This is a genomic window from Arthrobacter ruber, from assembly GCF_002954225.1.
Classification (GTDB): domain Bacteria; phylum Actinomycetota; class Actinomycetes; order Actinomycetales; family Micrococcaceae; genus Arthrobacter_D; species Arthrobacter_D ruber.
In genome coordinates this window covers 387269-408530 of the sequence record NZ_PPTH01000018.1, presented here as the reverse complement: position 1 = coordinate 408530, position 21262 = coordinate 387269, and the positions used below count along the sequence as shown (strand labels likewise).

Here is a 21262-nt window from a genome sequence, read left to right as displayed (position 1 = left end):
GGAGGTGGCGGGATGCCCTGCCCACGACGGCACCTCCAGGGGCGCAGGCGGGTCCGTCAGCCGGTGAGGACGAGTCTCGGCGTGACAGGTAGGCGCTGCCGCAGGAACAGGTGCGCCGCTCCGGTGTCGCGACGACGGACGGCCGCGTGTTCCGGAGGCCGCTCGAGCAGGTGCGTCCACACCGAGGAGTAGGCGAAGGCCGGCTCACATGACCGTCGGACGGGCACGGCGAACGGATCGAGCCGCGTCGACGGTGCGGGGACGGTCGGCGCTGCCGTCAACTACTCGACCTCCGGCCCATCCGCACGGGGGCGCTCAACGAAATGTCGGTAAGCCTGCTTAGAGTGGACAGGATGGCTGGGAGGTCGTGATCGTCGTTTCGGGGAGTACACGGGTCGGATGGCTCGACAGCCTGCGCGGCGTCGCCATCCTGCTCGTCGTCGTGCTCCACGCGGGGGAGGCCCTCCGCGTCGCCGTCGGACCCACTCCCGGGCTGGACCAGGTCAACCTGTTCCTGGAACCCTTCCGCATGCCCGTGCTCATGTTCCTCTCGGGGTTCCTGCTGCCGCAGTCGCTCGCCAAGTCCGGGCGGACGTACTTCGCCGGCAAGGTCTCGATGGTCGCATGGCCGTACGTCCTCTGGTCGGTGATCCTGCTCGCGGCGAGCGGCGACTTCGGCCCCGAGGGGATCGCGCAGATCTTCTACCTCTCGCCGACCTACCTCTGGTACCTGTGGTTCATCCTCGTGTTCTATGCGGTCGCCTACCCGCTGCGGCGCGTTCCACCGCTGGTCCCCGCCGGTGTGGGCCTTCTGCTCTCCTTCCTGCTGCCCGACGGCGGCAGGCCCGAGACCCTGGCCTTCCTCGCGGCGTTCTTCTTCTTCGGGGCATGGTGTGCCGGGCATGCGCAGCTCGTGGAGCGGTTCATCGGGAGGCCCTGGGTACTGGCGCTGGCGGCGGCGTCCGCGGTCACCGTGGGAGCCCTCAACGTGGCCGGCCGGGAGGTGCTGTACCGGGGCGAGTTCGCCTGGGGCGTGGTGGGGGCACTCGGCGTCGTGTGCTGGGTCTTCCCTCGGCTCGGCACGCACCGTGCGACGGCGGTCCTCGAGTTCGTGGGGCGCTATTCGCTCGTCTTCTACGTGGCGCACCTCGGCCCGATCATGCTCACGCTCGCCCTCGCCGACGCCCTCGGGATCGCCGGTACCTGGCTCGTGCCGGTGCTGCTGGTGGTCGGCGTCGGTGTGCCGCTGGGCTTGGCGTGGGTGTACTCGACGAGGGAGCACGCCTCCGTCAATCTGCTGTTCGAACTGCCGGCCCTCAAGCGCCGGCCGCTGGAGGCGGCACGCAGCACCAGCCGGCGGTCGAGGGCCTGAGCGTAGCCGGCACCGGGACCTGCCGTATCACTGCCGCGTCAGCGCCGTCGTGAGCAACTGGTCCTTCGACGGGCCGGTGACATCCCAGGTGTAGTCGATGGTGCTGGGGGAGGTGACCGTGAACTGCACGCGGTAGGTGTCGGGAGGGCAGGCGTGTTCGTCCCGGCTCGTGCCGCTGCGGAGGTCGAGCCGGCAGAGGACACGGCCGTCGACGAAGTGCACGGTCGCCACGGCGCCCGCTGCGCTGATCCGATAGGAGCGCGACGCCGGGCCCTCGAAGTGCGGCCACGCGACGGTGCCCTCCTCGTCCCACCGCAGTCCGTCGCCGTCGGGGGTGAAGGCGGTGATGCCGGTGAAGATGCCCGTCACGCCCGTGGTGCGGTCGAGCAGTTCGCGGCGCGTGGACCATCTCCCGGCGAGGAAGGCGAGGGTGTCGCCCACGCCGACGCCGCTTGCCCCGTCCTGCATGGTCCCCTCCCGTCGCTCCACCCCACGCTAGCTCCGACGCGGCGACATCGCACCTTGCCGTCACGACCCCAAAATGTTAGGCTGCCTAACTATGAACTCTTCCGCGACGGACGTCCGACTGCTGGCCCTCGCGCAGGCCTTCCGCACGACGCTGCGCCACGCCGTCTACCTCAGCCGTTCCATGGACGGCGACGGGGAGCTGACGACCATGCAGATGAGCACGCTCAGCATGGCGGCGGAGGAGCCCCTCCGCGTGAGCCGCGTCGCCGCGAACCTCGGGATCCGGGTGCCGTCCGCCACCGAGCAGATCATCAAGCTCGAGCAGGCAGGACTGGTCAGCCGGGAGGCGGACCCCACCGACTCGCGCGCCGTCCTCGTGCAGCTCACGGAGAGGGGCCGCGAGGCGTGGGAGGCGGCGAGCCAACGGCGCAACGAGCGCGTGGCCGCTCTGCTCGACCAGCTCGACGACGACGACCGCGCCATGCTCGCCGCGGCCCTGCCGATCATCGACAGGCTCAACGCCAGGGGCTGAACCGTCGCGCGGCGCCCGCGGGCCACTGACGCCGCGGGCCTGCCACGCTTCCGCGTCACCCTGCCAGGATCGACGTCGTCGCCCCGTCCTCCTCGCCGGCGAAGTAGCGGTCCAGGACGGCCGTGAACCACGGCTCCTGGGGTGCGGCCCGGCCGAAGAGCGTCATGGAGGACTGCAGTTTACGGGCGTCGATCCCGCCGAGCACTGCGACCGGATCGCTGCCGTCCAGATTGAGGAGCGCGTGGACGCTCTCCATCAGCCGGGGCCCGAGCACCGGGTGCGAGAGGTAGGCGCGTGCCTCGTCGAGGGACGCCACGGCGTACCGTACGGATGTCGGGCTGCTCCCGAGCCCGGCGATCTGGGGGAAGACGAACCACATCCAGTGGCTCGTCTTGCGGCCGCGCTGCAGCTCGGCCAGGGCCTGGTCGTAGGTGCCGTGCGCGTCCTGCGCCTCGACGAATCGTGCCAGATCGTGCGGGTCCTCCACATGTGCCTCCGGGTATCTCTCGAGCGTGCGTATTCTTCATCGGTAGCGAACAGGCCTGACAAGGGCATGGTGGGGTCGCTAGCGTTAAGGGATGTCGACAATCAATATCACCGAGGCAAGCTTCCCGGAAACCATCGAGGGCAACGACATCGTGTTCGTTGACTTCTGGGCCGACTGGTGTGGGCCGTGCAAGCAGTTCGCGCCGGTGTACGACGCCGTGTCGCAGCAGCACGAGGACGTCACCTTCGCGAAGGTGGACACCGAGGCCGAGCAGTCGCTCGCCGCGGCCGCCGGGATCACCTCGATCCCCACGCTCATGGCGTTCCGCGAGAAGGTCCTCGTCTTCTCGCAGCCCGGTGCCCTCAACGCGACCCAGTTCGGCGAACTCGTCGATGCCGTCAAGGGCCTGGACATGAAGGCCGTCCACGAGCAGATCGCCCAGCAGCAGGAGGGCGCCTCCGCCCGCGACGCGCAGTAGAGGCGCTGTAGACGCGCTCAGGCCGTCCCTGGAACCGAAAAGCCCCGCACTCGCCGAGTGCGGGGCTTCTTCCGTGCTGCCGTCAGGCCGCCTGGTCCGAGCGGACCACCTCTGCGGGCCGGGCAAGCAGTGCGCTGAGGGATTCGCCGAGGTCCTGGACGGCGGGTCCGCGCAGGTGTGTGTCGAGCAGCTCGGTGGACTCCCACTGCTCGGTGAGGACGATGCGGTCCTGCTGTGCGTCGGTGATCTCGTAGCGGATGCACCCGGGCTCCTGCACCACCTGCTCGATGGCGATGTCCAGGGCGAGCTTCACGCGGAAGAACTCGCCGTCGAGCGGGGTGAACACTGCGGTGACGTCTACTGGTCGGCTCATGCTCCAACCCTAGCGGTGGCGATGATCCTCCGGGGTCAGGCGCGGCCCGTAGGCCTGCTTGCGGAACCCGCTCGCGTACAGGGAGCGGACCACGCGCTGCCGCTGTCCCTTCCACGGCCTGAGCAGCTCGATCATCCCGGCGTCGTCGGTGCGGCGTCCCGTGAGCGCCGCGCCCACGTAGGCCGCCAGGTGGTAGTCACCCACGGAGATGGAATCGGGGCAGCCGTGCGTCCGCTGCACCACCTCCGCGACGGTCCACACGCCGATGCCGGGAACCGACCGCAGGCCCGCCCGCACCGTGTCACCGCCGGGCTGGGAGCCGAGGCGTTCGAGGCCGCTGGCCACGAGGGCAGCCTTGAGGATGGTGGTGGAGCGTTTCGCGTCGACGCCGGCCTTGTGCCACTCCCAGGAGGGGATGCGGCGCCACTGCTCGGGCGTCGGGGGGAGGCGGAGTCCCGCGGGCGCGCATTCACCGGCACCGGGAGCGGGATCCCCGTAGCGGGTCAGCAGGTAACGCCACGAGCGCTTCGCCTCGAGGTTGGTGACCTTCTGCTCGAGGATCGCCCTGACGATCGTGTCCAGCATGCGGCCCGACGCGGGCAGGCGCAGTCCCGGGTTGAGGTACCGGCCCTTGCGGGCGAGGTCGGGCAGTGTCGACGCGAACGCGGCACTGTCGAACGCGCTCCAGTCGTCGTCCGCGCCGAGCAGGCGCGGCACCGACTCGAGGGCGCGCGCCGCCCCGGGTCCCCACGCCGTCGCCTGCACCCGGCAGTCGTTGAGCGGGCCGCGCTGCCGCAGGGCCAGGGTGACGGGCCCGTCCGCGGTGCGGTACGCGAGCCAGTGGTCGGGGCCCTGGACTATGAAGGAGGGGTCGTACGGCCCGCACTGCAGGGTGCCGACCGTTCCTGCGAGGTTGTACGGGCCGTCGGGGGTCCACTCCGCGGCCTCGGCACCCGACGGCACGACGGCGGGGGCGATGGTCATGCGTCCAATGGTGTCACGGTGCGCGGGTCCGGCAGAGCGCCCACGGCGTGTCCCGCCTCGCCTTCCCGGGAGTAGCATCGGGCATCCGGTGGAATCGTGAGGACCAGCAGATGGCCGAGTCACGCAGGGGTGGAGCGAGTGGCTCCTCCCTGCCTGCGGCCGGGCAGCGGCGTCACCTCCCGGGGACGGGCATACGTGTTGTCGTCCTCCTGTGGTCGGTCCTGCTGTGCGGCGGGTGCACGGGGAACGGGGCCGAGGACGCCCGACAGAGCCCGGCACCACCGGCGGAGGCCCGGGACCTGGCGTCGCCGGCGCCCACGCCGACCCCGATGCCGTCTCCCGTCGCCTGCACGGACTGCGTCAGTGTCGTCCTCACGGGCGACCTCCTCGTGCATCCCCAGCTGTGGGACCAGGCCGCAGTGGACGCGGCCGCGACGGGTGGGTATCCGCTCGATTTCGAGCCGCTGCTCGCGGGGCAGCGCCCCTACCTCTCGGCCGCCACCCTGGGCATCTGCCACCTCGAGACGCCCGTGGCCTCGGCCGGAGGACCGTTCGCGGGGTACCCGCGGTTCAACGTCCCCCCGCAGATCGTCGGCGCCGCCAGGGAGGTCGGCTACGACGCCTGCACCACGGCCAGCAACCACTCCCTGGACCAGGGCACGGAGGGCGTGGAGCGGACGCTTGTCGCCCTGGAGGCGGCGGGCCTCGACCACACAGGGTCCTACGCCGGCGCCGCGGACGCGCAGGAGATCCTGATCCTCGACCTGCCGGAGGCACGGGTGGCGGTCATCGCAGCCACCTACGGACTGAACGGGCTCGTCGCCGACCAGCCCTGGCGGGTGGACATGCTCGACGCACCGGCGATGATCGCGAAGGCCCGGGCCGCCAGGGCCCAGGGCGCGGACATCGTGCTCGCGGCACTGCACGCCGGGGACGAATACGCCTCGGTCCCCAACGCACAGCAGACCGAGGTGGCACGTGCGCTCGCCGACAGCGAGCAGGTGGACTTCGTCTACGGACACCACACCCACTCGGTCCTGCCCATCGAGAGGTACAACGGCAGGTGGATCGTGTACGGGCTGGGGAACGGGGTGACGGAGCTGTCCCCGACCTACGCGGTCAACAACGAGGGCCTGATGGTCAGGGCCCGCTTCAGCCGGGACGACGGGGGGACCTGGACGGTCTCCGGGCTCGACTGGTTGCCGTCCCTCATCGTCGCCGGGCCCTATCGCTGGTGTTCGCTCGCCCCCGACCGGCCCGTCGGCGCGTGCTCGTCACCCGAGCACGAGGCAGCCGTCCGGGAGCGCACGCGCAGCGTGGTCGAGTCCCTCGGCGCAGCCGGGGCGGGAGCCCGCCAGTGGGAGCTCTCCGCCGAGGGCACGGGGCGCTAGGAGGTGCCCGCGACGGCGGACGCGATCGTCGCACCCAGCGACGCCGTCGTGCCCGTTCCTCCGAGGTCCCGGGTCAGTGCCCGGCCGCCGGTGGCGAGCACCGACTCGATCGCCGCGAGGATCCCGGCCGCGGCCTCCGTCTCGCCGAGGTGCTCCAGCATCATGGAGGCGCTCCAGATCTGTCCCACCGGATTCGCGATGCCCTGGCCCGCGATGTCCGGGGCGGACCCGTGGACCGGCTCGAACAGGCTCGGGAAGGTGCGGTCGGGGTTGATGTTGCCGCTGGGTGCCACGCCGATGGTCCCGGTGCAGGCGGGCCCGAGGTCGGAGAGGATGTCGCCGAAGAGATTGCTGGCCACGACGACATCGAACCAATCGGGGTGGAGCACGAAGTTCGCGCACAGGATGTCGATGTGGAACTTGTCGGTGCGGACGTCGTCGTACCCCGCCGCCATCGCCTCCACCCGCTCGTCCCAGTAGGGCATGGTGATGGAGATGCCGTTGCTCTTCGTCGCCGAGGTCAGGTGCTTCTTCTCCCGCTTCCGCGCGAGGTCGAAGGCGTACCGGAGGATCCTGTCCACCCCCGTGCGCGTCATGACGGTGTCCTGGATCACCGTCTCGCGGTCGGTACCCTCGAACATCCTGCCGCCCACGCTCGAGTACTCGCCCTCGGTGTTCTCGCGGACCACGTAGAAGTCCACGTCGCCAGGCTCCCGGCCCGCCAGCGGGCTGGTGATCCCCGGCAGCAGGCGCACGGGGCGCAGGTTGACGTACTGGTCGAAGTGGCGCCGGAACTGCAGCAGGCTGCCCCACAGGGACACGTGGTCCGGGACCACATCGGGCCATCCCACCGCACCGAAGAAGATCGCGTCGAAGCCCCGTAGCTCCTCGAACCAGCCGTCGGGCAGCATCTGCCCGTGCTTTAGGTAGTACTCGGCACTCGCGTAGTCGAACTCGACGGCGTCCACCGCGAACCCGTACCTGTCCGCCGCCGCCCGGAGCGACCGCAGCCCCTCCGGCATGACCTCCTTGCCGATCCCGTCGCCCGCGATGACCGCGATCCTGTAGGTGTTCGTCATGGTCGGGTCTCCTCGTCGACGGGCGGCATGTCGTTCCAGCCTAGGCTCCCGCTCCCAGCACCCACAGCACGACCACGGCCGCCGGCAGCACCACGGCGGTGACCAGCAACCCGGCCACGGCGAACGGCACCCACCGGATGGTGATGCCGAGCGAGCGGAGCCGTTCGGCCCAGAGCAGCGTCGCGAGCGAGCCCCACGGCGTGACGAGCGGCGCGAGGTTCACCCCGATCAGCAGCGCTGCGAGGCGCAGCGGGGACCCGGCCACCGGTTCCAGGGCGAGGTAGGCCGGAAGATTGTTCACTGCGTTGGCGCCGGCCGCACCGACGGCGGCGAGCCGCAGCAGGTCCGTCAACCCCTCCCCCTCTCCGGCGAGCGGCGAGACGAAGGCGTCCAGCCCCTGCGCGTGCGCTGCGGTGACGAGCACGAAGAGGCTGAGGGCGAGCAGGAGCGGTTTGACGGGAATCAGCCGGATGGTCAGCACGTCCCGCCGTCGGATCGCGAAGAGGACGGCCAGGACGACGGCGGCCGCGCTCGCGCTCAGGGCCACGGGGATGCCGCTGACCAGGGCGGGGAGGAGGAGCGCGAGGACGGCGTAGCCGCAGCGCAGCAGCACCCGGTCCTCGGCCGCGCGCGGTGGTGCGGGGGAGAAGCTCTCGGAGAGCTGACGCCGGAACAGCAGGTACAGGACGAGGCACGGCAGGGCGACGCCGACGATCGCCGGTCCGTGGACCAGACCCGCGAACGCGGCCGGACTCAGCTGCAGCTCCTCCTGTACGAGCAGGTTGGTGAGATTGGACACCGGGAGGAGCAGCGACGCCGTGTTGGCAAGCCACACGATCGTGATGGCGAACGGCAACGGCGGCAATCCCGCCCGGCGCGCGAGGAGCACCACGAGCGGCGTGAGCAGGACCGCCGTCGTGTCCAGCGAGAAGAAGACGGTGCAGGACACGGCAAGGAGCACCGTGACGAGCCACAGTGCGAGGACGCGGCCGCGCGCGAGGCGTGCCGAGGCCGAGATCACCCGTTCGAAGACCCCGGCGTAGAACAGGAGGTCCGTGACGACGGTCATCGCGGTCACGAAGAGCAGGATCGGCCAGATCCGGGTCCACAGCTCCGCGAGGTCGGGGCCGGGCAGCAGCCCGCCGACCACGCAGGCCACCGCGAGGGCCGGCAGGACCGCACGCAGGGCGGTGCGACGAGTCAAGGGCTCCTCCGTTCCGCGGGAAAGTATCGCACGATCATCGGGGTGGCAGGCGTAGCGCCTCCCGCGTCCCACGGCGTAACGGCGGCGCGGGAGGACACGGTGCCAGCCGGTAGCGTTGTACCCATGAGATACGCCAATTCCATCGTTGACCTGATCGGCAACACCCCGCTGGTCAAGCTCAACTCCGTCACCGAGGGCATCAGGGCCACCGTGCTCGCGAAAGTCGAATACCTCAATCCGGGCGGGTCGGTGAAGGACCGCATCGCGGCGAAGATCATCGACGCCGCGGAAGCCGAGGGCAGGATCAAGCCCGGTGGCACCATCGTGGAACCGACCTCGGGCAACACCGGCGTGGGGCTCGCCCTCGTGGCCCAGCAGCGCGGCTACAAGTGCGTCTTCGTGGTGCCGGACAAGGTGGGCGAGGACAAGCGCAACGTCCTGAAGGCCTACGGCGCGGAGGTCGTGGTCACCCCCACCGCCGTCTCACCCGACAGCCCCCAGTCCTACTACGGCGTGTCCGACCGACTGGTCCGGGAGATCCCCGGCGCGTACAAACCCGACCAGTTCTCCAATCCCAACGGCCCGCTCAGCCACTACGAGACCACCGGCCCCGAGATCTGGAACGACACCGACGGCACGCTGACGCACTTCGTGACCGGCGTGGGCACCGGCGGCACGATCACCGGTACCGGCCGCTACCTCAAGGAGGTCTCGGCGGACCGCGAGGGCGGCCCGGTGCGCATCGTCGGCGCCGATCCGGAGGGCTCCATCTACTCGGGCGGCACCGGGCGTCCCTACTTCGTGGAGGGCGTCGGCGAGGACATGTGGCCCGACTCCTACGACCCTTCAGTTCCCGACGAGATCCTCGCCGTCACCGACGCCGAGAGCTTCGAGATGACCCGGCGCCTCGCCCGCGAGGAGGGCCTGCTGGTCGGCGGCTCGTGCGGCATGGCCGTCGTCGCCGCGCTGCGCGTCGCGAAGGACCTCACCGAGGACGACGTCGTGGTGGTGCTCCTGCCCGACGGCGGCCGCGGCTACCTCGGCAAGATCTTCAACGACGACTGGATGAGCTCCTACGGTTTCCTGGACAGCGGTGAGGAAGCCAGGGTCGGCGAGGTGCTGCGCACGAAGAACGGGTCGCTGCCGGACCTGGTGCACACGCACCCCGCAGAGACCGTGCGCGACGTCATCGCGATCATGGACCAGTACGGCGTCTCCAACATCCCCGTGCTGTCGCAGGAACCCCCCGTGAAGTTGGGAGAGGTGCTGGGCTCGGTGCACGAGCGGTCCCTGACCGCGAAGATCTTCCACGGCGAGGCGAAGCTGACGGACAAGATCTCCGAGCACATGGATGCGAAGCTGCCCCTCATCGGGTCGCTCGAATCCGTCGCCACGGCACGCGAGCGCCTCCAGGACAGCGACACGCTGATGGTGACGTCCGTCGGCTCGCCGGTGGGAATTCTTACGCACCACGACTTGCTGACATACATGAGTAAGTAACCACCACCGGATTCCAGGAGCATCGTGACCCACTCCGCCCAGGGCTTCAACACCCGCGCCGTCCACGCCGGCCAGACCCCCGATCCCGCCACGGGAGCGGTGATCCCGCCTCTGTACCAGACCACCACCTTCGCGCAGGACGGCATCGGCCGGCTGCGCAACGGCTACGAGTACGGCCGTGGCGGCAACCCGACGCGTGACGCGCTGCAGGTGCAGCTCGCCGCACTTGAGGGCGGCAAGCATGCGTACAGTTTCTCGTCGGGACTTGCCGCCGAGGACGCCCTGATCCGGGCCGCCCTCCGGCCGGGCGACCACATCGTCCTCGGCAACGACGCGTACGGTGGCACCTACCGCCTGATCGACCGCGTCCTGTCCCAGTGGGGCATCACCAACACCGCCGTCGACATGGCCGACCCCGACGCCCTCCGGGCCGCCATCGCCGCGAACAACACGAAGATGGTGTGGGTCGAGACGCCGTCGAACCCGATGATGAAGATCACCGACATCGCCGCGACGGCCCAGCTCGCGCACGACGCCGGTGCCCTCCTCGTGGTCGACAACACCTTCGCGTCGCCCTACCTGCAGCAGCCGCTCACGTTCGGCGCCGACGTCGTCGTGCACTCGACCACCAAGTACATCGGCGGCCACTCGGACGCCAGCGGCGGTGCCGTGGTGGTGGACGACGACGAACTGGCCGAGAAGATCGGCTTCGTGCAGTTCGCCGTGGGCGCCGTCTCCGCGCCGATGGAGGCCTGGCTCACCACGCGCGGGCTGAAGACCCTCGGGGTCCGCATGGACCGTCACTCCTCCAACGCGACGGCGATCGCGCGCTGGCTGCTGGAGCAGGACGAGGTGGAGCGCGTCTACTACCCCGGACTGCCGGAACACCCGGGCCACGAGCTCGCCTCGGCACAGATGAAGGACTTCGGCGGCATGATCTCCGTGACCTTCAAGGGCGGTGCCGAGGCCGCGAAGAAGGTCGCCGAGTCCACGCACGTCTTCCTGCTCGCCGAATCCCTGGGCGGCATCGAGTCGCTCATGAACTACCCGTCCGACATGACGCACGCCTCCGTCAAGGGCACCGAGCTGGCGGTACCGGAGAACCTCATCCGCCTGTCCGTCGGCATCGAGGACATCGAGGACCTGATCGGGGATCTCGAGCAGGCCCTCTCGGCCCTGCGCTAGGCCCCTACGGCGAAAGGCCCCTCCTTCGGGAGGGGCCTTTCGTATGTCGTGCTACTGCGTGGCGGCCCCGGCCGCCCACGCCTCCGCGTAGAACGCGGGGGAGTGCGAGTCCAGCAGTTCGTCGTACAGCACCGGGTCCAGCGCCTGGGCGGAACCGTCCGGGACCGTCGGGACGAAGGCGGACACCCCCAGTCCTGCCTCGGAATCCTCCAGTGTCAGGCCAGCGGCCTCCAGGATTGTGGGGTACATGCTCAGCTGGTCCACGCCGGGGCGCAGTGCGACGTCCTCGTCCCCGCCCGGGACGCGGATCCGGTTGAAGATGGTGCGGTTGTCGTGGTGGTCGAGCTGCGCGTGGAAGGCGTCGCCGGCACTCATGTGCTTGAGATGGTCGCCCATGATCACCACGGCGGTGTCCTCGAGGTACCCCTTCGCCTCCATGTGCTCCACGAACCCGGCCACCTGGGCGAGGGAGCAGGCGAACACGGAGGTGACCTCCTGCTGCGTGTCCACGGTGCAGGAGGGGTAGACGTGCACCGGCTCGTGGGTGTCCAGCGTCAGCAGGGAGAGGTTGAACGGCCGGCCGGTCCGCTCCGACCCGGCGTGCAGCCGGTCGATCTCGTCCTTGGCGTGAGCCAGGAGACGTTCGTCACTCAAGCCCCAGTCGCGGCGGAAGTTCTCCTCCGCCTCTCCGGCGGCGCGCCACTCGGAGAGGCCCTTCACCTGGGAGTAGCCGTGGCTGCGCAGGAACGTGTCCTTCCCTGCGAAGGAGGAGTTGGCGCCACCCAGGAAGACGCTGGTGTAGCCGTGCGTCTCCAGGACGTCGCCCAGGCAGGTGGCCCCACCGAGGTAGGTGTCGGTCCCGCCGTCGAGCTCATCGGTGGTATCGCCGCTGCTCGAGGAGCCGGTGCCCTTCAGCGGGACGCCGCACTGGGTGGCGGTGAGGCCCGCCATCGTCCAGCCGCCGCCCTTGTACTGCCGGAGGTCCTCCACGCTCTGCCAGCCCTCCGCGGCCGGAGTGGACTGCTTCAGGGAGGCGAAGGCGTCCTTCTCGAAGAGCTGGTCGTCCGCGAGGGTGGCCTCGCCGGACTCGAGGTAGATCAGCACGAGGTTGCGCCGGTGCTCGTCGCTGGTGACGGCGGGTTCCACGTAGTAGTCGCCGAGGTCGTGCTCGGAGTTCGCCGCTTCGATGTAGTCCCTCATGCCCACGGCGGTGGCGAAGGCAGTGGTGCCGCCCACGGCGACAGCCCCCACCAGCGCGGTGGAGACGGAGCGCATGAGCCAGGGGGAGCGACGGGGACCTGCGCCGTCGCCGGCCAGGCGGCGCTTGCGGCGCCGCCGGTGCTGCCAGAGTGCGATCGCCGAGGTGAGGAACAGGGGAGCGACGCCGACCGCCAGGATACCGGTCCACACGATTGCTCCGCCCCCGCCGTCGGTCTCCACGGAGACGAGGTTCAGGAGCATCTGGCTCACGGAGATCTGACCCCAGTAGAGGCGGATGCCGATGGCGGCGCTGAGCAGTGCGAGCCCCGCCCAGATCAGGACGTAGACCACGATGCCGCCCAGGACGACGCCGCCCCGTCGGGTCGCGGAAAGAATCCGGCCAGCCACTGCACCACCTCGCGTTCGCGATGCCCGGTGCTCCCCGAACACCCTCTCCATCCGACCCGTCCCCGGGGCGCATGGGAGCCCAGTAGCGCTCTGCTACTCGTTCAACACTAATTTACCTGCTGTCCATCGGCTGTTCATCGACGGGTCGGCTCGGGGATGCAGCCGCGGGTCAGCGCGCGCCCGGCAGGCGGAAGCGCTTCCTGGCCTTCGGCTGGGTCAGCTGGAAGTAGTCGCTGCTCTGCGGCAGCCACATGAGCAGTACCGCGACCAGCATCGCCCCGGCGATCAGGGACAGCCCGGGCGTCCCGCGCACGATGATCGGGACGCCGACGATGATGCCGATGGTGCTCAGGACCTCCCGGGCGCTCCTCCTGCCCCGCCGCAGCGGGAGCAGGAGGAGCAGCTGGAGGACGGCGAGCGCCCCGAAGAGCGCACCGAGTCCGATGAACCCCGCGCGGTCGAGGTCCTGCACGGCGGCCGAGGTGATGAACGTGCCCGCTGCGACGAGCAGGAGCAGCGCGACCGCGAGCCACAGGACGATCGCGGCGCGCAGCGTGAACGGCCGCGGTGGCAGGAGCTTCGGCAAGGGTGGCGCCTAGCCCCGAGGAGCGACGGTGCCGCTGCGGGTCTCGACGTCGTAGGAGTAGACCTCCGTGCCGCTGATCCACACCTGCAGGGCGCGCTGCATGACGTCGAGCGGGTCGCCGCTCCACAGCACCAGGTCCGCGTCCTTGCCGACGGCGAGCGACCCGAGGCGGTCGGCGAGCCCGAGGACCTTCGCGGGGTTGATCGTGATCGAGCGCAGCGCCGTCTCCCGGTCCAGACCCTCCTTGATCGCCAGGGTGGCCTGGTGCACCAGGAAATTGATCGGGATGACGGGGTGGTCGGTGATGATCGAGATCTCCACACCCGCCCGCGCGAGCTTGCCCGGGTTGGCGATCGAGCGGCCGCGCAGCTCCACCTTGGACTTCGTGGTGAAGAGGGGGCCGATCAGCACGGGGGTCCCGCGTTCCGCCAGCACGTCACCGAGCAGGTGCGCCTCTGTGCCGTGGTCGAGGACGAGGTCGTACCCGAACTCGTCGGCGATGCGCAGGGCTGTCGCGATGTCGTCCGCGCGGTGTGCGTGCTGGCGCCAGGGGATCTCGCGGCGCAGCACCATGGCGAGTGCCTCGAGGTGCGGATCACGGGCGTTGTCCTCGGCCTTGCCCATGTAGTTCTGGGCCTTCATGAACGCCTCGCGGATCACGAGCGCCGTGCCGAGGCGGGTGGACGGCATCTTGTTCTTGGCACCGTACACGCGCTTGGGGTTCTCGCCGAGGGCGGACTTCAGGCCGCTGGGGGAGCGGAGCACCATCTCCTCGAGGTAGCGTCCGTGCGTGTGGAGGGCGACGGCGAGGCCGCCGATCGGGTTGCCGGAACCGGGATTCACGTTGACCGTGGTCACGCCGCCGGCGAGGGCGTCGTCGAACCCGGGGTCGTAGGGGTTGATGGCGTCGATCGCGCGGACGCCGGCCGTGTTCGGCTCGGTCATCTCGTTGGTGTCGTCGCCGGCCGCGCCCTCACCCTCCTCGTGCGTGCCGAGGTGGACGTGCGCGTCGACGAAGCCGGGGAGCAGCCACTTGCCACCCGCGTCGATGACGTCGGCGCCGTCGGGTACCGCGACCGACGCACCGAGGGCGGTGATGCGGCCGTCCTCGACGACGACGGTGCCGTCGAACGGCTCGCCGTCGATCGGGACGACGTGCGCGTTCGTGATGGCTGTGGCGCGCGCGGGGGGAGTGGTTCCGCTGGGGGAGGGCATCGGTGCATGGGCCTTTCACGGGAGGGCAGAGTGATTTCCAACATACCGCGCACCCGGGAGGTGGCCCGGCGCCATGCCTACACTGGATGAGCCGTTCCCGGGGCCCCACCGGGCCGGTACGAGCACCACGTCCTCCGGAAGGAAAGTATGAGCCAGCGCAGCAACCCGGCGACCGTCCGGGCGCTGGGCCTCGTCGCCTCGGTGATCGTGGCCGCGGCGCTCGGCCTCTGGGCCTTCGCCTGGGCCGACTTCATCGGTCTCGATTTCCGGGTCTACCGCATGGGCGGGCAGTCGGTGGTCGACGGCGACGGCTCGCTCTACACGCGGTCCTTCGGTGAGGGCAAGGGCTCGCTCCTGTTCACGTATCCGCCGTTCGCGGCTCTGGCGTTCACCGTCCTGACGCTCGTGAGCGCCGAGACCGGGGCCCTGCTCTTCGTAGGTCTGTCCGTGCTCATCGCGGCCGCCACGTCCCTGCTCGTCATGCGGTACCTCGGCGGCTTCCGTGCCCTGCGGGACGTGGTGGCGCACCCCACGGCGCTGCCGCTGGCCGTCGCAGGGACCGGCCTGGTCTGCCTGCTCGGGCCGTGGCGGGAGACGATGGCCTTCTCCCAGGTCAACATCCTGCTCTTCGCCATGATCGCCGCCGACCTCCTCTCGGGGCCTCACCGGAGGATGCCGACGGGCCTGCTCACCGGGATCGCCGCCGGCATCAAGCTGACACCCCTGGTCTTCGGTCTGTACTTCCTCGTGCGCGGCGAGTGGAAGCAGCTGTTCACCATGGGGGCGGGATTCTTCGGCACCATCGCGGTCGGTTTCCTCCTCCTGCCGGCCGAGTCGACGACGTACTGGCTGCAGATGCTGCGCGACACGGGGCGGATCGGCGGCGAGGGCTATGTCGACAACCTCTCGGTCCGCGGCGCCATCCTCCACTTCCTGGGGCCTGATTTCCCCTCCACCCTCCCGTGGCTCGTGGTCTCCCTCCTGCTCGTCGCGGCCACCGCGTCCATCATCCGGACCTCGACGCGGCGCGGGGACCGGTTCCTGCCCATCGCGATGACGGCGCTGCTCATGCTGCTCATCTCGCCCATCTCGTGGTCCCACCACTGGGTGTGGATCGTGGTGGTCCTGGCGGTCCTCGCCGGCCAGGCCGGCGGGCTGCCCGCCGAGCTGCGGGCGTACCGGACGACGGCGGCCGCCCTCTTCGTGGTGACCCTCCTGGTCTTCATCTACTCTCCGAAGACGATCGGCCTGCTGTTCGGTGCCGGAGACCTCAATTCCCAGCTGACCACCGGCTGGCTCATGGCCTCCAGCGCAGGAGTGTTCTGCGCGCTCGCGATCACGGTCTTCTGGGTCCTGCTGTCACGCACGCTGCAGGCCCGGCCCGGTGCGGGGACCGTCGAGGGGGGATCAGCAGCCGGAGCCAGGGCGCCCCTGCCGGTCGGGCGGACGCGGGCGACCGCCATCGGACGCCACCCTGACGTCCCCGGCCCCCGCACCCTCTGATGGACCCGGCGGCCCGGCGCACCCTCGCGGCTCCCGTCAGCCGACCGCGCGTCGTCGCGGGCTGCGCCGTCGCGCTCGTCCTGCCCCTGCTGCTCGAGGCAGCAGTGTTCTCGGCGGGCAACTCGCTGCTCGCCGTCGACGTCCTCTTCCAGCTCGCGGGCGTCATCGCCGTCGCGCTGATCGGAGGGCTCTGGTCCGCGCTGCTGGCAGCGCTGTGGAGCAGCGTCATCCTGATCTACACCTCCACGGAGCCCTTCGGCTCGCTCGAGATCTCCGATCCCGAGAACGTGATCACGGTGCTGATCTTCATCGCCGTCGCGGTGACGGTGTCGCTCGTCGTCGGGCTCTCGGCACGCCGCTCGCGCGAAGCGGTCCTGGCCCAGCAGGAGGCCGGGTTGCTCGGTGAGCTGGCGCGGGGGGCCCTGGCGGAGGAGGACACGCTGCAGGGTTTCCTGCGCCACGTCCAGAGCCAGTTCGACGTCGATGCGGTGGCCCTGTTCGGACCGGCAGAACCGGTGGGCGACGACGCCGGCGGCCCGGCGGCACCAGCAGGCGCGATGGAGCGTACGGCCCTCGCCGTCCGCGCCGAGGACGCGCCGCCACTCAGTGGGGAGAGCGGGCCGCCGCCCAGCAGCACCCGGCCGGGTCGGGAGGCGATCGCGCACCCGCGCAGCGGGAGCACCGTCCGTCCTCACCCCGGGGCCCCGGCCGACCGCTGGACCCTGGAGGGCGCCACGACCACGGAGCCGGTCGACGGCGGTTTCGTCCTCGCGCTGTACGGACACCAGCTGTCGGCACGGGATCGCGGTCTGCTCACCGCCTTCGCCGGGCAGCTGCGGTCGATGCTCCAGCGCCAGGAACTCCTCGCGAGCACCCGGACCAACCGCAGGCTCGTCGAGGGCAACGTCATGCGCACGGCGATCCTGCGCTCGGTCTCCCACGACCTCCGCACCCCGCTGGCCGGCATCAAGCTCGCCGTGAGCAGCCTCCGTTCGCCGGACGTCACCTTCTCCCAGGAGGACGAGGACGAGCTGCTCGCGACCATCGAGGACTACTCCGACCGGCTCGACGCGCTGGTCAACAACCTGCTCGACATGTCGCGCATCACGGGTGACGCCGTGAACCCGCACGTGCGCCCGCTGCGGTGGTCCGACGTCGTCGGGCCAGCGCTCGCGAACGTGTCCGGGGACCGCGTCCGCGTCACGATCCCGCCGAACCTGCCGGCCATCGAAGCCGATCCCGGTCTGCTGGAGCGCGTGCTGGCGAACATCGTGGAGAACGCGGTGAAATACGCGCCCGACGCGCCGATCGAGGTGACCGCGTCCGTCGGAGGCACCGGCAAGGCCCTCGTCAACGGTTTCCCGGCCAGCGAGCTGCGGGTGATCGACCACGGGCACGGTGTGTCCAGGGACGACGTCGCTGCCATGTTCCGCCCGTTCCAGCGCCTCGACGACGCCCCATCGGGAGCCGGTGTAGGGCTCGGCCTGGCCGTGGCCAAGGGGTTCACCGAGGTAATGGGCGGAGTGCTCGACGCCGAGCAGACGCCGGGCGGCGGCCTGACCCTCGTGATCCGCCTGCCCATCTCGACGGGAGCCGGCCAGTGACCCGCGTCCTGGTGGTCGACGACGAACCGCAGCTCCTCCGCGCGCTCGAGATCAACCTGCGCGCCTACGGCTACCAGTGCGTGGCGGCGGTCGACGGCGAGACCGCCCTGGCGGCGGCGTCCGAGCACCATCCGGACATCATCGTGCTGGACCTGGGGCTGCCCGACCTCGACGGCGTGGAGGTCATCCGCCGGATCCGTGGCTGGTCCCAGGTGCACATCATCGTGCTGTCGGCCCGGCACGGGTCACAGGACAAGGTGGAGGCCCTCGACGCCGGCGCCGACGACTACGTGACGAAGCCCTTCGGCCTCGACGAACTGCTGGCGCGGCTCCGGGCGGCAGCACGGCGGGCCGCCGTCGAGGCCGATGCGCCCGTCATCGAGACCCCCGACTTCACCCTCGACGCCGGGGCGCGGCGCGTGGTCAGGGACGGGAAGGACGTCCGGCTGACGCCCACCGAGTGGAAGATCGTCGACCGGCTGATCGCGCACCCGGGCAGGCTCGTCTCGCAGCAGCAACTGCTGCTGGACGTGTGGGGGCCCGCCTACGCCAAGGACGTGCAGTACCTCCGCGTCTACATGGCGCAGCTGCGCAAGAAGCTCGAGCGCGACCCGGGCGCTCCCCGCTACTTCGTCACTGAGAGCGGTATGGGCTACCGCTTCGAACCGTGACAGGGCGGACCGGGAGCGCGCGACGCCGCATAGGATGGTCGCCATGACCACTGGCACCCTCCTGGCAGTCTGTCGCGTGCACGAGTTGCTGCCCACGAAGGACGCCACCGGCGTGACGGCCATCGACAAGCGCCCGATCCAGGGCCCGGTGAACGTGCATCCGCTGGGGCTCACCGGCGACATCCAGGCCAGCCGCAAGCACCACGGCGGTGCCACGAAGGCCCTTTACGCCTATGCGCAGGACGACGCCGATTTCTGGGCCCGCGAACTGGGACGCGACGTCCGGCCGGGCCTCTTCGGGGAGAACCTCCGGGTGGCAGGGATCGACGCCTCCCGGGCCGTGATCGGTGAGCGCTGGGCCGTCGGTGAGCAGGTGGTGCTCGAGGTGACCATGCCGCGTACCCCCTGCGTGAATTTCGCGCGGTACCTGGGGGAGCGGTCATGGGTCCGGCGCTTCGCCGAGGCCAACCGCGTGGGCACGTACCTCAGTGTCGTGACGAAGGGCAGCATCACGGCGGGCGATGCCATCCGCCGGGTCGTCGTCCCCGCCCACGGCATCACGGCTGCCCAGGTGTACGGGGGCCTCGACGAGGAACAGGCCCGTATCCTGCTCGATGCCGCGGCCGCGGGACACTTCGCCCTCACCCCGCAGGTGCGCAAGGCGGCCCTGCAGGGGCTGAGGACGTCGCAGGTGGCCCCTTCGGCCTGACGTGCCGAACATCACCTGTCCGTGGTCGTCCCCCGTCCGCGGATGGAGCGGGTGTGCCGTAGACTTGTTCCATCCCCCACACCGGTATTCCCTTTACGTCCGCCCCTTGGGCCGGATTGGTTGTGTTGGGGCTCGGAGCGCAGACTCGCGAGCAGATTCATCAGGGAGCGCCGGCTAGAAGAAAAGTCACACATCACTGCTGAGAGAGCAGCGAGCAGGTGTGACAGGAAGTCCTGCCGCGGGATTGAAACAGTGCCGGATTTCTATGTTCATTCGGCCCTGCGGTCTCCCGCCAGGCCGTCCGGCACCTACCTGGAGGACTCTTCCCGTGCCTGAAAACCTGTCCGAGAACACCACCGACATCACTCCTGACGCCGAGTCGACCGCAGCGGTTCCCGCCGTCGAGTCCGACGACGCCGTCACCGTCCGCTTCACCGACCTGAACCTCGACGGCCGCGTCCTCGCGGCCCTGTCCGACGTCGGTTACGAGACGCCCTCGCCCATCCAGGCCGCCACGATCCCCGCGCTGCTCGAGGGCCGGGACGTCGTCGGCCTCGCGCAGACCGGTACCGGCAAGACCGCCGCGTTCGCCATCCCCGCGCTGTCGAAGATGGCCGAGCTCGCCGACGTCAACGGCGGCCCCAGCAAGAACACGCAGGTCCTGGTGCTCGCACCAACCCGTGAGCTCGCACTGCAGGTGGCCGAGGCCTTCACGTCCTACGCCAAGCACATGGAGGGCTTCACCGTCCTGCCCGTCTACGGTGGATCGCCCTACGGTCCCCAGCTCACCGGGCTGCGCCGCGGTGCGCAGGTCGTCGTGGGCACCCCCGGCCGCGTGATCGACCACATCGAGAAGGGATCACTGGATCTCTCCAACCTCGAGTACGTGGTGCTCGACGAGGCCGACGAGATGCTGCGCATGGGCTTCGCCGAGGATGTCGAGAAGATCCTCTCCTCGACGCCGGCGGAGAAGCAGGTTGCACTGTTCTCCGCGACCATGCCCCCCGCCATCCGCCGCATCGCCAAGAAGTACCTGAACGATCCGGCCGAGATCTCGGTCAAGGGCAAGACCACGACGGGCACCAACACGCGCCAGCGCTACCTGCAGGTCATGGGCCCGCACAAGCTGGACGCGATGACCCGCATCCTCGAGGTGGAGGACTACGACGGCATCATCGCCTTCGTCCGCACCAAGATGGCTACCGAAGACCTGGCGGACAAGTTGCGTTCACGGGGCTTCTCGGCTGCAGCCATCAACGGAGACATCCCCCAGCAGCAGCGTGAGCGCACCGTCGAGGCCCTGCGTGAAGGCAAGATCGACATCCTCGTCGCCACGGACGTCGCCGCCCGTGGCCTCGATGTGGAGCGCATCTCGCTCGTCGTGAACTACGACATCCCGCACGACACCGAGTCCTACGTGCACCGCATCGGCCGCACGGGCCGTGCGGGCCGTTCGGGCGACGCGATCCTCTTCATCACGCCGCGCGAGAAGTACCTGCTGCGTTCGATCGAGAAGGCCACGCGCCAGCCCGTCGAGCAGATGCAGCTGCCCTCCACGGCAACGATCAATGAGCTGCGCCTCGGCAAGTTCGCGGAGAAGATCACGCAGACGCTCGCCACGGAGGACGTGTCCCTGTTCCGCGAACTGATCGCGAACTACGAGCAGGAGCACGACGTGCCCGCTGCGGAGATCGCTGCTGCACTGGCCGTCATGGCGCAGGGTGGCCAGCCGATCCTCGTGCAGGACATCCCTGTGGCGCCCGCCGGGCAGCGTGAGCGCTCCGAGGGCCGCAAGGACGCGTTCGGGTCGCGTGGCCCCACGCGCACTCTCACCGAGGGCAACGCCACCTACCGCATCGCGGTGGGTCGTCGCCAGCGCGTGATGCCGGGCTCGATCGTCGGTGCCATCGCGAACGAGGGCGGTATCTCGTCCGCGCAGATCGGCGGCATCGACATCCGTGCGGACCACAGCCTGGTGGAGCTGCCGGCTGACCTCTCCAAGGACCAGCTGCGTGCGCTGTCCAAGACGCGCATCGGTGGCGAGCTCATCCACCTCGAGCTCGACAAGGGCCGCAAGCCCGCAGGCAACCGCGGTGCGGGCGAGTTCAAGAAGCCCTTCAAGAAGGATTTCCCGAAGCGCGACGGCGACACCCGGTTCTCGGGCGAGGCGAACCGCAAGCCCCGCCAGGGCAAGGGTGCCGGAGCCGGCTCGGGACGTTCCAGCGCCCAGTCCGAGCAGTGGTAGGACCTAGCTGACCAACCCCGTCGGACCCGTGCCCCGCACGGGTCCGACGCGGGATCAGGGGTCCGTCC

General features: G+C 70.0%; 21 protein-coding genes. 11 read left to right on the top strand and 10 right to left on the bottom strand.

Annotated elements, in window-relative coordinates; translation table 11 throughout:
* Positions 1–56 precede the first annotated feature (56 nt).
* Positions 57–281 carry a hypothetical protein gene (locus CI785_RS15790; protein ID WP_105033021.1) on the bottom strand — a complete coding sequence of 75 codons (225 nt, stop codon included), beginning with the start codon at positions 279–281 and terminating at the stop codon, positions 57–59.
* An 86-nt stretch (positions 282–367) separates the two neighbouring features.
* On the opposite strand from CI785_RS15790, the gene CI785_RS15785 reads away from it, so the two are divergent.
* Positions 368–1372: an acyltransferase family protein gene (locus tag CI785_RS15785; RefSeq protein ID WP_105033020.1), complete on the top strand. Its 1005-nt coding sequence runs from the start codon at positions 368–370 to the stop codon at positions 1370–1372.
* 27 nt (positions 1373–1399) lie between these two features.
* Here the strand turns inward: CI785_RS15785 and CI785_RS15780 are convergent, their stop codons facing one another.
* Entirely contained in the window at positions 1400–1840 is a 441-nt protein-coding gene (locus CI785_RS15780; protein ID WP_105033019.1) for a DUF6314 family protein, read from the bottom strand.
* Positions 1841–1931: 91 nt separating this feature from the next.
* Between CI785_RS15780 and CI785_RS15775 the strand changes: the two genes are divergently transcribed.
* Positions 1932–2372, top strand: coding sequence for a MarR family winged helix-turn-helix transcriptional regulator (locus tag CI785_RS15775; protein ID WP_105033018.1), 441 nt, complete (start codon positions 1932–1934; stop codon positions 2370–2372).
* 55 nt (positions 2373–2427) lie between these two features.
* On the opposite strand, the gene CI785_RS15770 is transcribed toward CI785_RS15775, so the two are convergent.
* Positions 2428–2859: a DUF1810 domain-containing protein gene (locus CI785_RS15770; RefSeq protein WP_105033017.1), complete on the bottom strand. Its 432-nt coding sequence runs from the start codon at positions 2857–2859 to the stop codon at positions 2428–2430.
* 91 nt (positions 2860–2950) lie between these two features.
* On the opposite strand from CI785_RS15770, the gene trxA reads away from it, so the two are divergent.
* Positions 2951–3337, top strand: coding sequence for a thioredoxin (gene trxA / locus CI785_RS15765; protein ID WP_105033016.1), 387 nt, complete (start codon positions 2951–2953; stop codon positions 3335–3337).
* Between the two features lie 82 nt (positions 3338–3419).
* On the opposite strand, the gene CI785_RS15760 is transcribed toward trxA, so the two are convergent.
* Positions 3420–3710, bottom strand: a complete 291-nt coding sequence (locus CI785_RS15760) for a putative quinol monooxygenase (RefSeq protein WP_105033015.1) — start codon at positions 3708–3710, stop codon at positions 3420–3422.
* Between the two features lie 9 nt (positions 3711–3719).
* A complete protein-coding gene (locus tag CI785_RS15755) occupies positions 3720–4694 on the bottom strand; it encodes a DNA-3-methyladenine glycosylase family protein (protein WP_105033014.1) in 975 nt (324 codons plus the stop codon).
* A 110-nt stretch (positions 4695–4804) separates the two neighbouring features.
* Between CI785_RS15755 and CI785_RS15750 the strand changes: the two genes are divergently transcribed.
* Entirely contained in the window at positions 4805–6085 is a 1281-nt protein-coding gene (locus CI785_RS15750) for a CapA family protein (protein ID WP_105033013.1), read from the top strand.
* Here CI785_RS15750 and CI785_RS15745 read toward each other — a convergent pair.
* Together CI785_RS15745 and CI785_RS15740 are read right to left on the bottom strand one after the other, a co-directional pair.
* Positions 6082–7164, bottom strand: a complete 1083-nt coding sequence (locus tag CI785_RS15745; protein ID WP_105033012.1) for a tartrate dehydrogenase — start codon at positions 7162–7164, stop codon at positions 6082–6084. The two genes, CI785_RS15750 and CI785_RS15745, sit on opposite strands and share 4 nt — an antisense overlap.
* 40 nt (positions 7165–7204) lie before the next feature.
* On the bottom strand, positions 7205–8368 hold the full coding sequence (locus CI785_RS15740; RefSeq protein WP_240615241.1) for an SLC13 family permease: 1164 nt from the start codon (positions 8366–8368) through the stop codon (positions 7205–7207).
* A 123-nt stretch (positions 8369–8491) separates the two neighbouring features.
* Between CI785_RS15740 and CI785_RS15735 the strand changes: the two genes are divergently transcribed.
* Positions 8492–9868, top strand: a complete 1377-nt coding sequence (locus CI785_RS15735) for a cystathionine beta-synthase (RefSeq protein WP_105033011.1) — start codon at positions 8492–8494, stop codon at positions 9866–9868.
* A 24-nt stretch (positions 9869–9892) separates the two neighbouring features.
* Positions 9893–11053, top strand: coding sequence for a cystathionine gamma-synthase (locus tag CI785_RS15730; RefSeq protein WP_105033010.1), 1161 nt, complete (start codon positions 9893–9895; stop codon positions 11051–11053).
* A 51-nt stretch (positions 11054–11104) separates the two neighbouring features.
* On the opposite strand, the gene CI785_RS15725 is transcribed toward CI785_RS15730, so the two are convergent.
* From CI785_RS15725 to CI785_RS15715, 3 genes are all read right to left on the bottom strand, one after another.
* Positions 11105–12661 (bottom strand): sulfatase-like hydrolase/transferase, encoded by a 1557-nt coding sequence (locus CI785_RS15725; protein ID WP_240615240.1) that lies wholly within the window; start codon positions 12659–12661, stop codon positions 11105–11107.
* A gap of 169 nt (positions 12662–12830) precedes the next feature.
* Positions 12831–13247 carry a hypothetical protein gene (locus CI785_RS15720; RefSeq protein WP_105033008.1) on the bottom strand — a complete coding sequence of 139 codons (417 nt, stop codon included), beginning with the start codon at positions 13245–13247 and terminating at the stop codon, positions 12831–12833.
* Between the two features lie 9 nt (positions 13248–13256).
* The gene (locus CI785_RS15715; protein WP_105033007.1) at positions 13257–14462 is read right to left on the bottom strand and encodes an amidohydrolase; all 1206 of its coding nucleotides are present in this window, start codon (positions 14460–14462) and stop codon (positions 13257–13259) included.
* Positions 14463–14609: 147 nt separating this feature from the next.
* Between CI785_RS15715 and CI785_RS15710 the strand changes: the two genes are divergently transcribed.
* The 5 genes from CI785_RS15710 (at position 14610) to CI785_RS15690 (ending at position 21194) form a co-directional block, all read left to right on the top strand.
* Positions 14610–15965, top strand: a complete 1356-nt coding sequence (locus tag CI785_RS15710; protein WP_105033006.1) for a glycosyltransferase 87 family protein — start codon at positions 14610–14612, stop codon at positions 15963–15965.
* The gene (locus CI785_RS15705; protein ID WP_105033005.1) at positions 15965–17569 is read left to right on the top strand and encodes an ATP-binding protein; all 1605 of its coding nucleotides are present in this window, start codon (positions 15965–15967) and stop codon (positions 17567–17569) included. Before CI785_RS15710 ends, CI785_RS15705 begins: the two co-directional genes overlap by 1 nt.
* On the top strand, positions 17566–18240 hold the full coding sequence (locus tag CI785_RS15700; protein WP_105033004.1) for a response regulator: 675 nt from the start codon (positions 17566–17568) through the stop codon (positions 18238–18240). The genes CI785_RS15705 and CI785_RS15700 overlap by 4 nt, the downstream gene beginning before the upstream one ends.
* Positions 18241–18283: 43 nt before the next feature.
* Positions 18284–18949, top strand: a complete 666-nt coding sequence (locus CI785_RS15695; RefSeq protein WP_105033003.1) for an MOSC domain-containing protein — start codon at positions 18284–18286, stop codon at positions 18947–18949.
* A 328-nt stretch (positions 18950–19277) separates the two neighbouring features.
* Positions 19278–21194 (top strand): DEAD/DEAH box helicase, encoded by a 1917-nt coding sequence (locus tag CI785_RS15690; RefSeq protein ID WP_240615239.1) that lies wholly within the window; start codon positions 19278–19280, stop codon positions 21192–21194.
* Positions 21195–21262 lie beyond the last annotated feature (68 nt).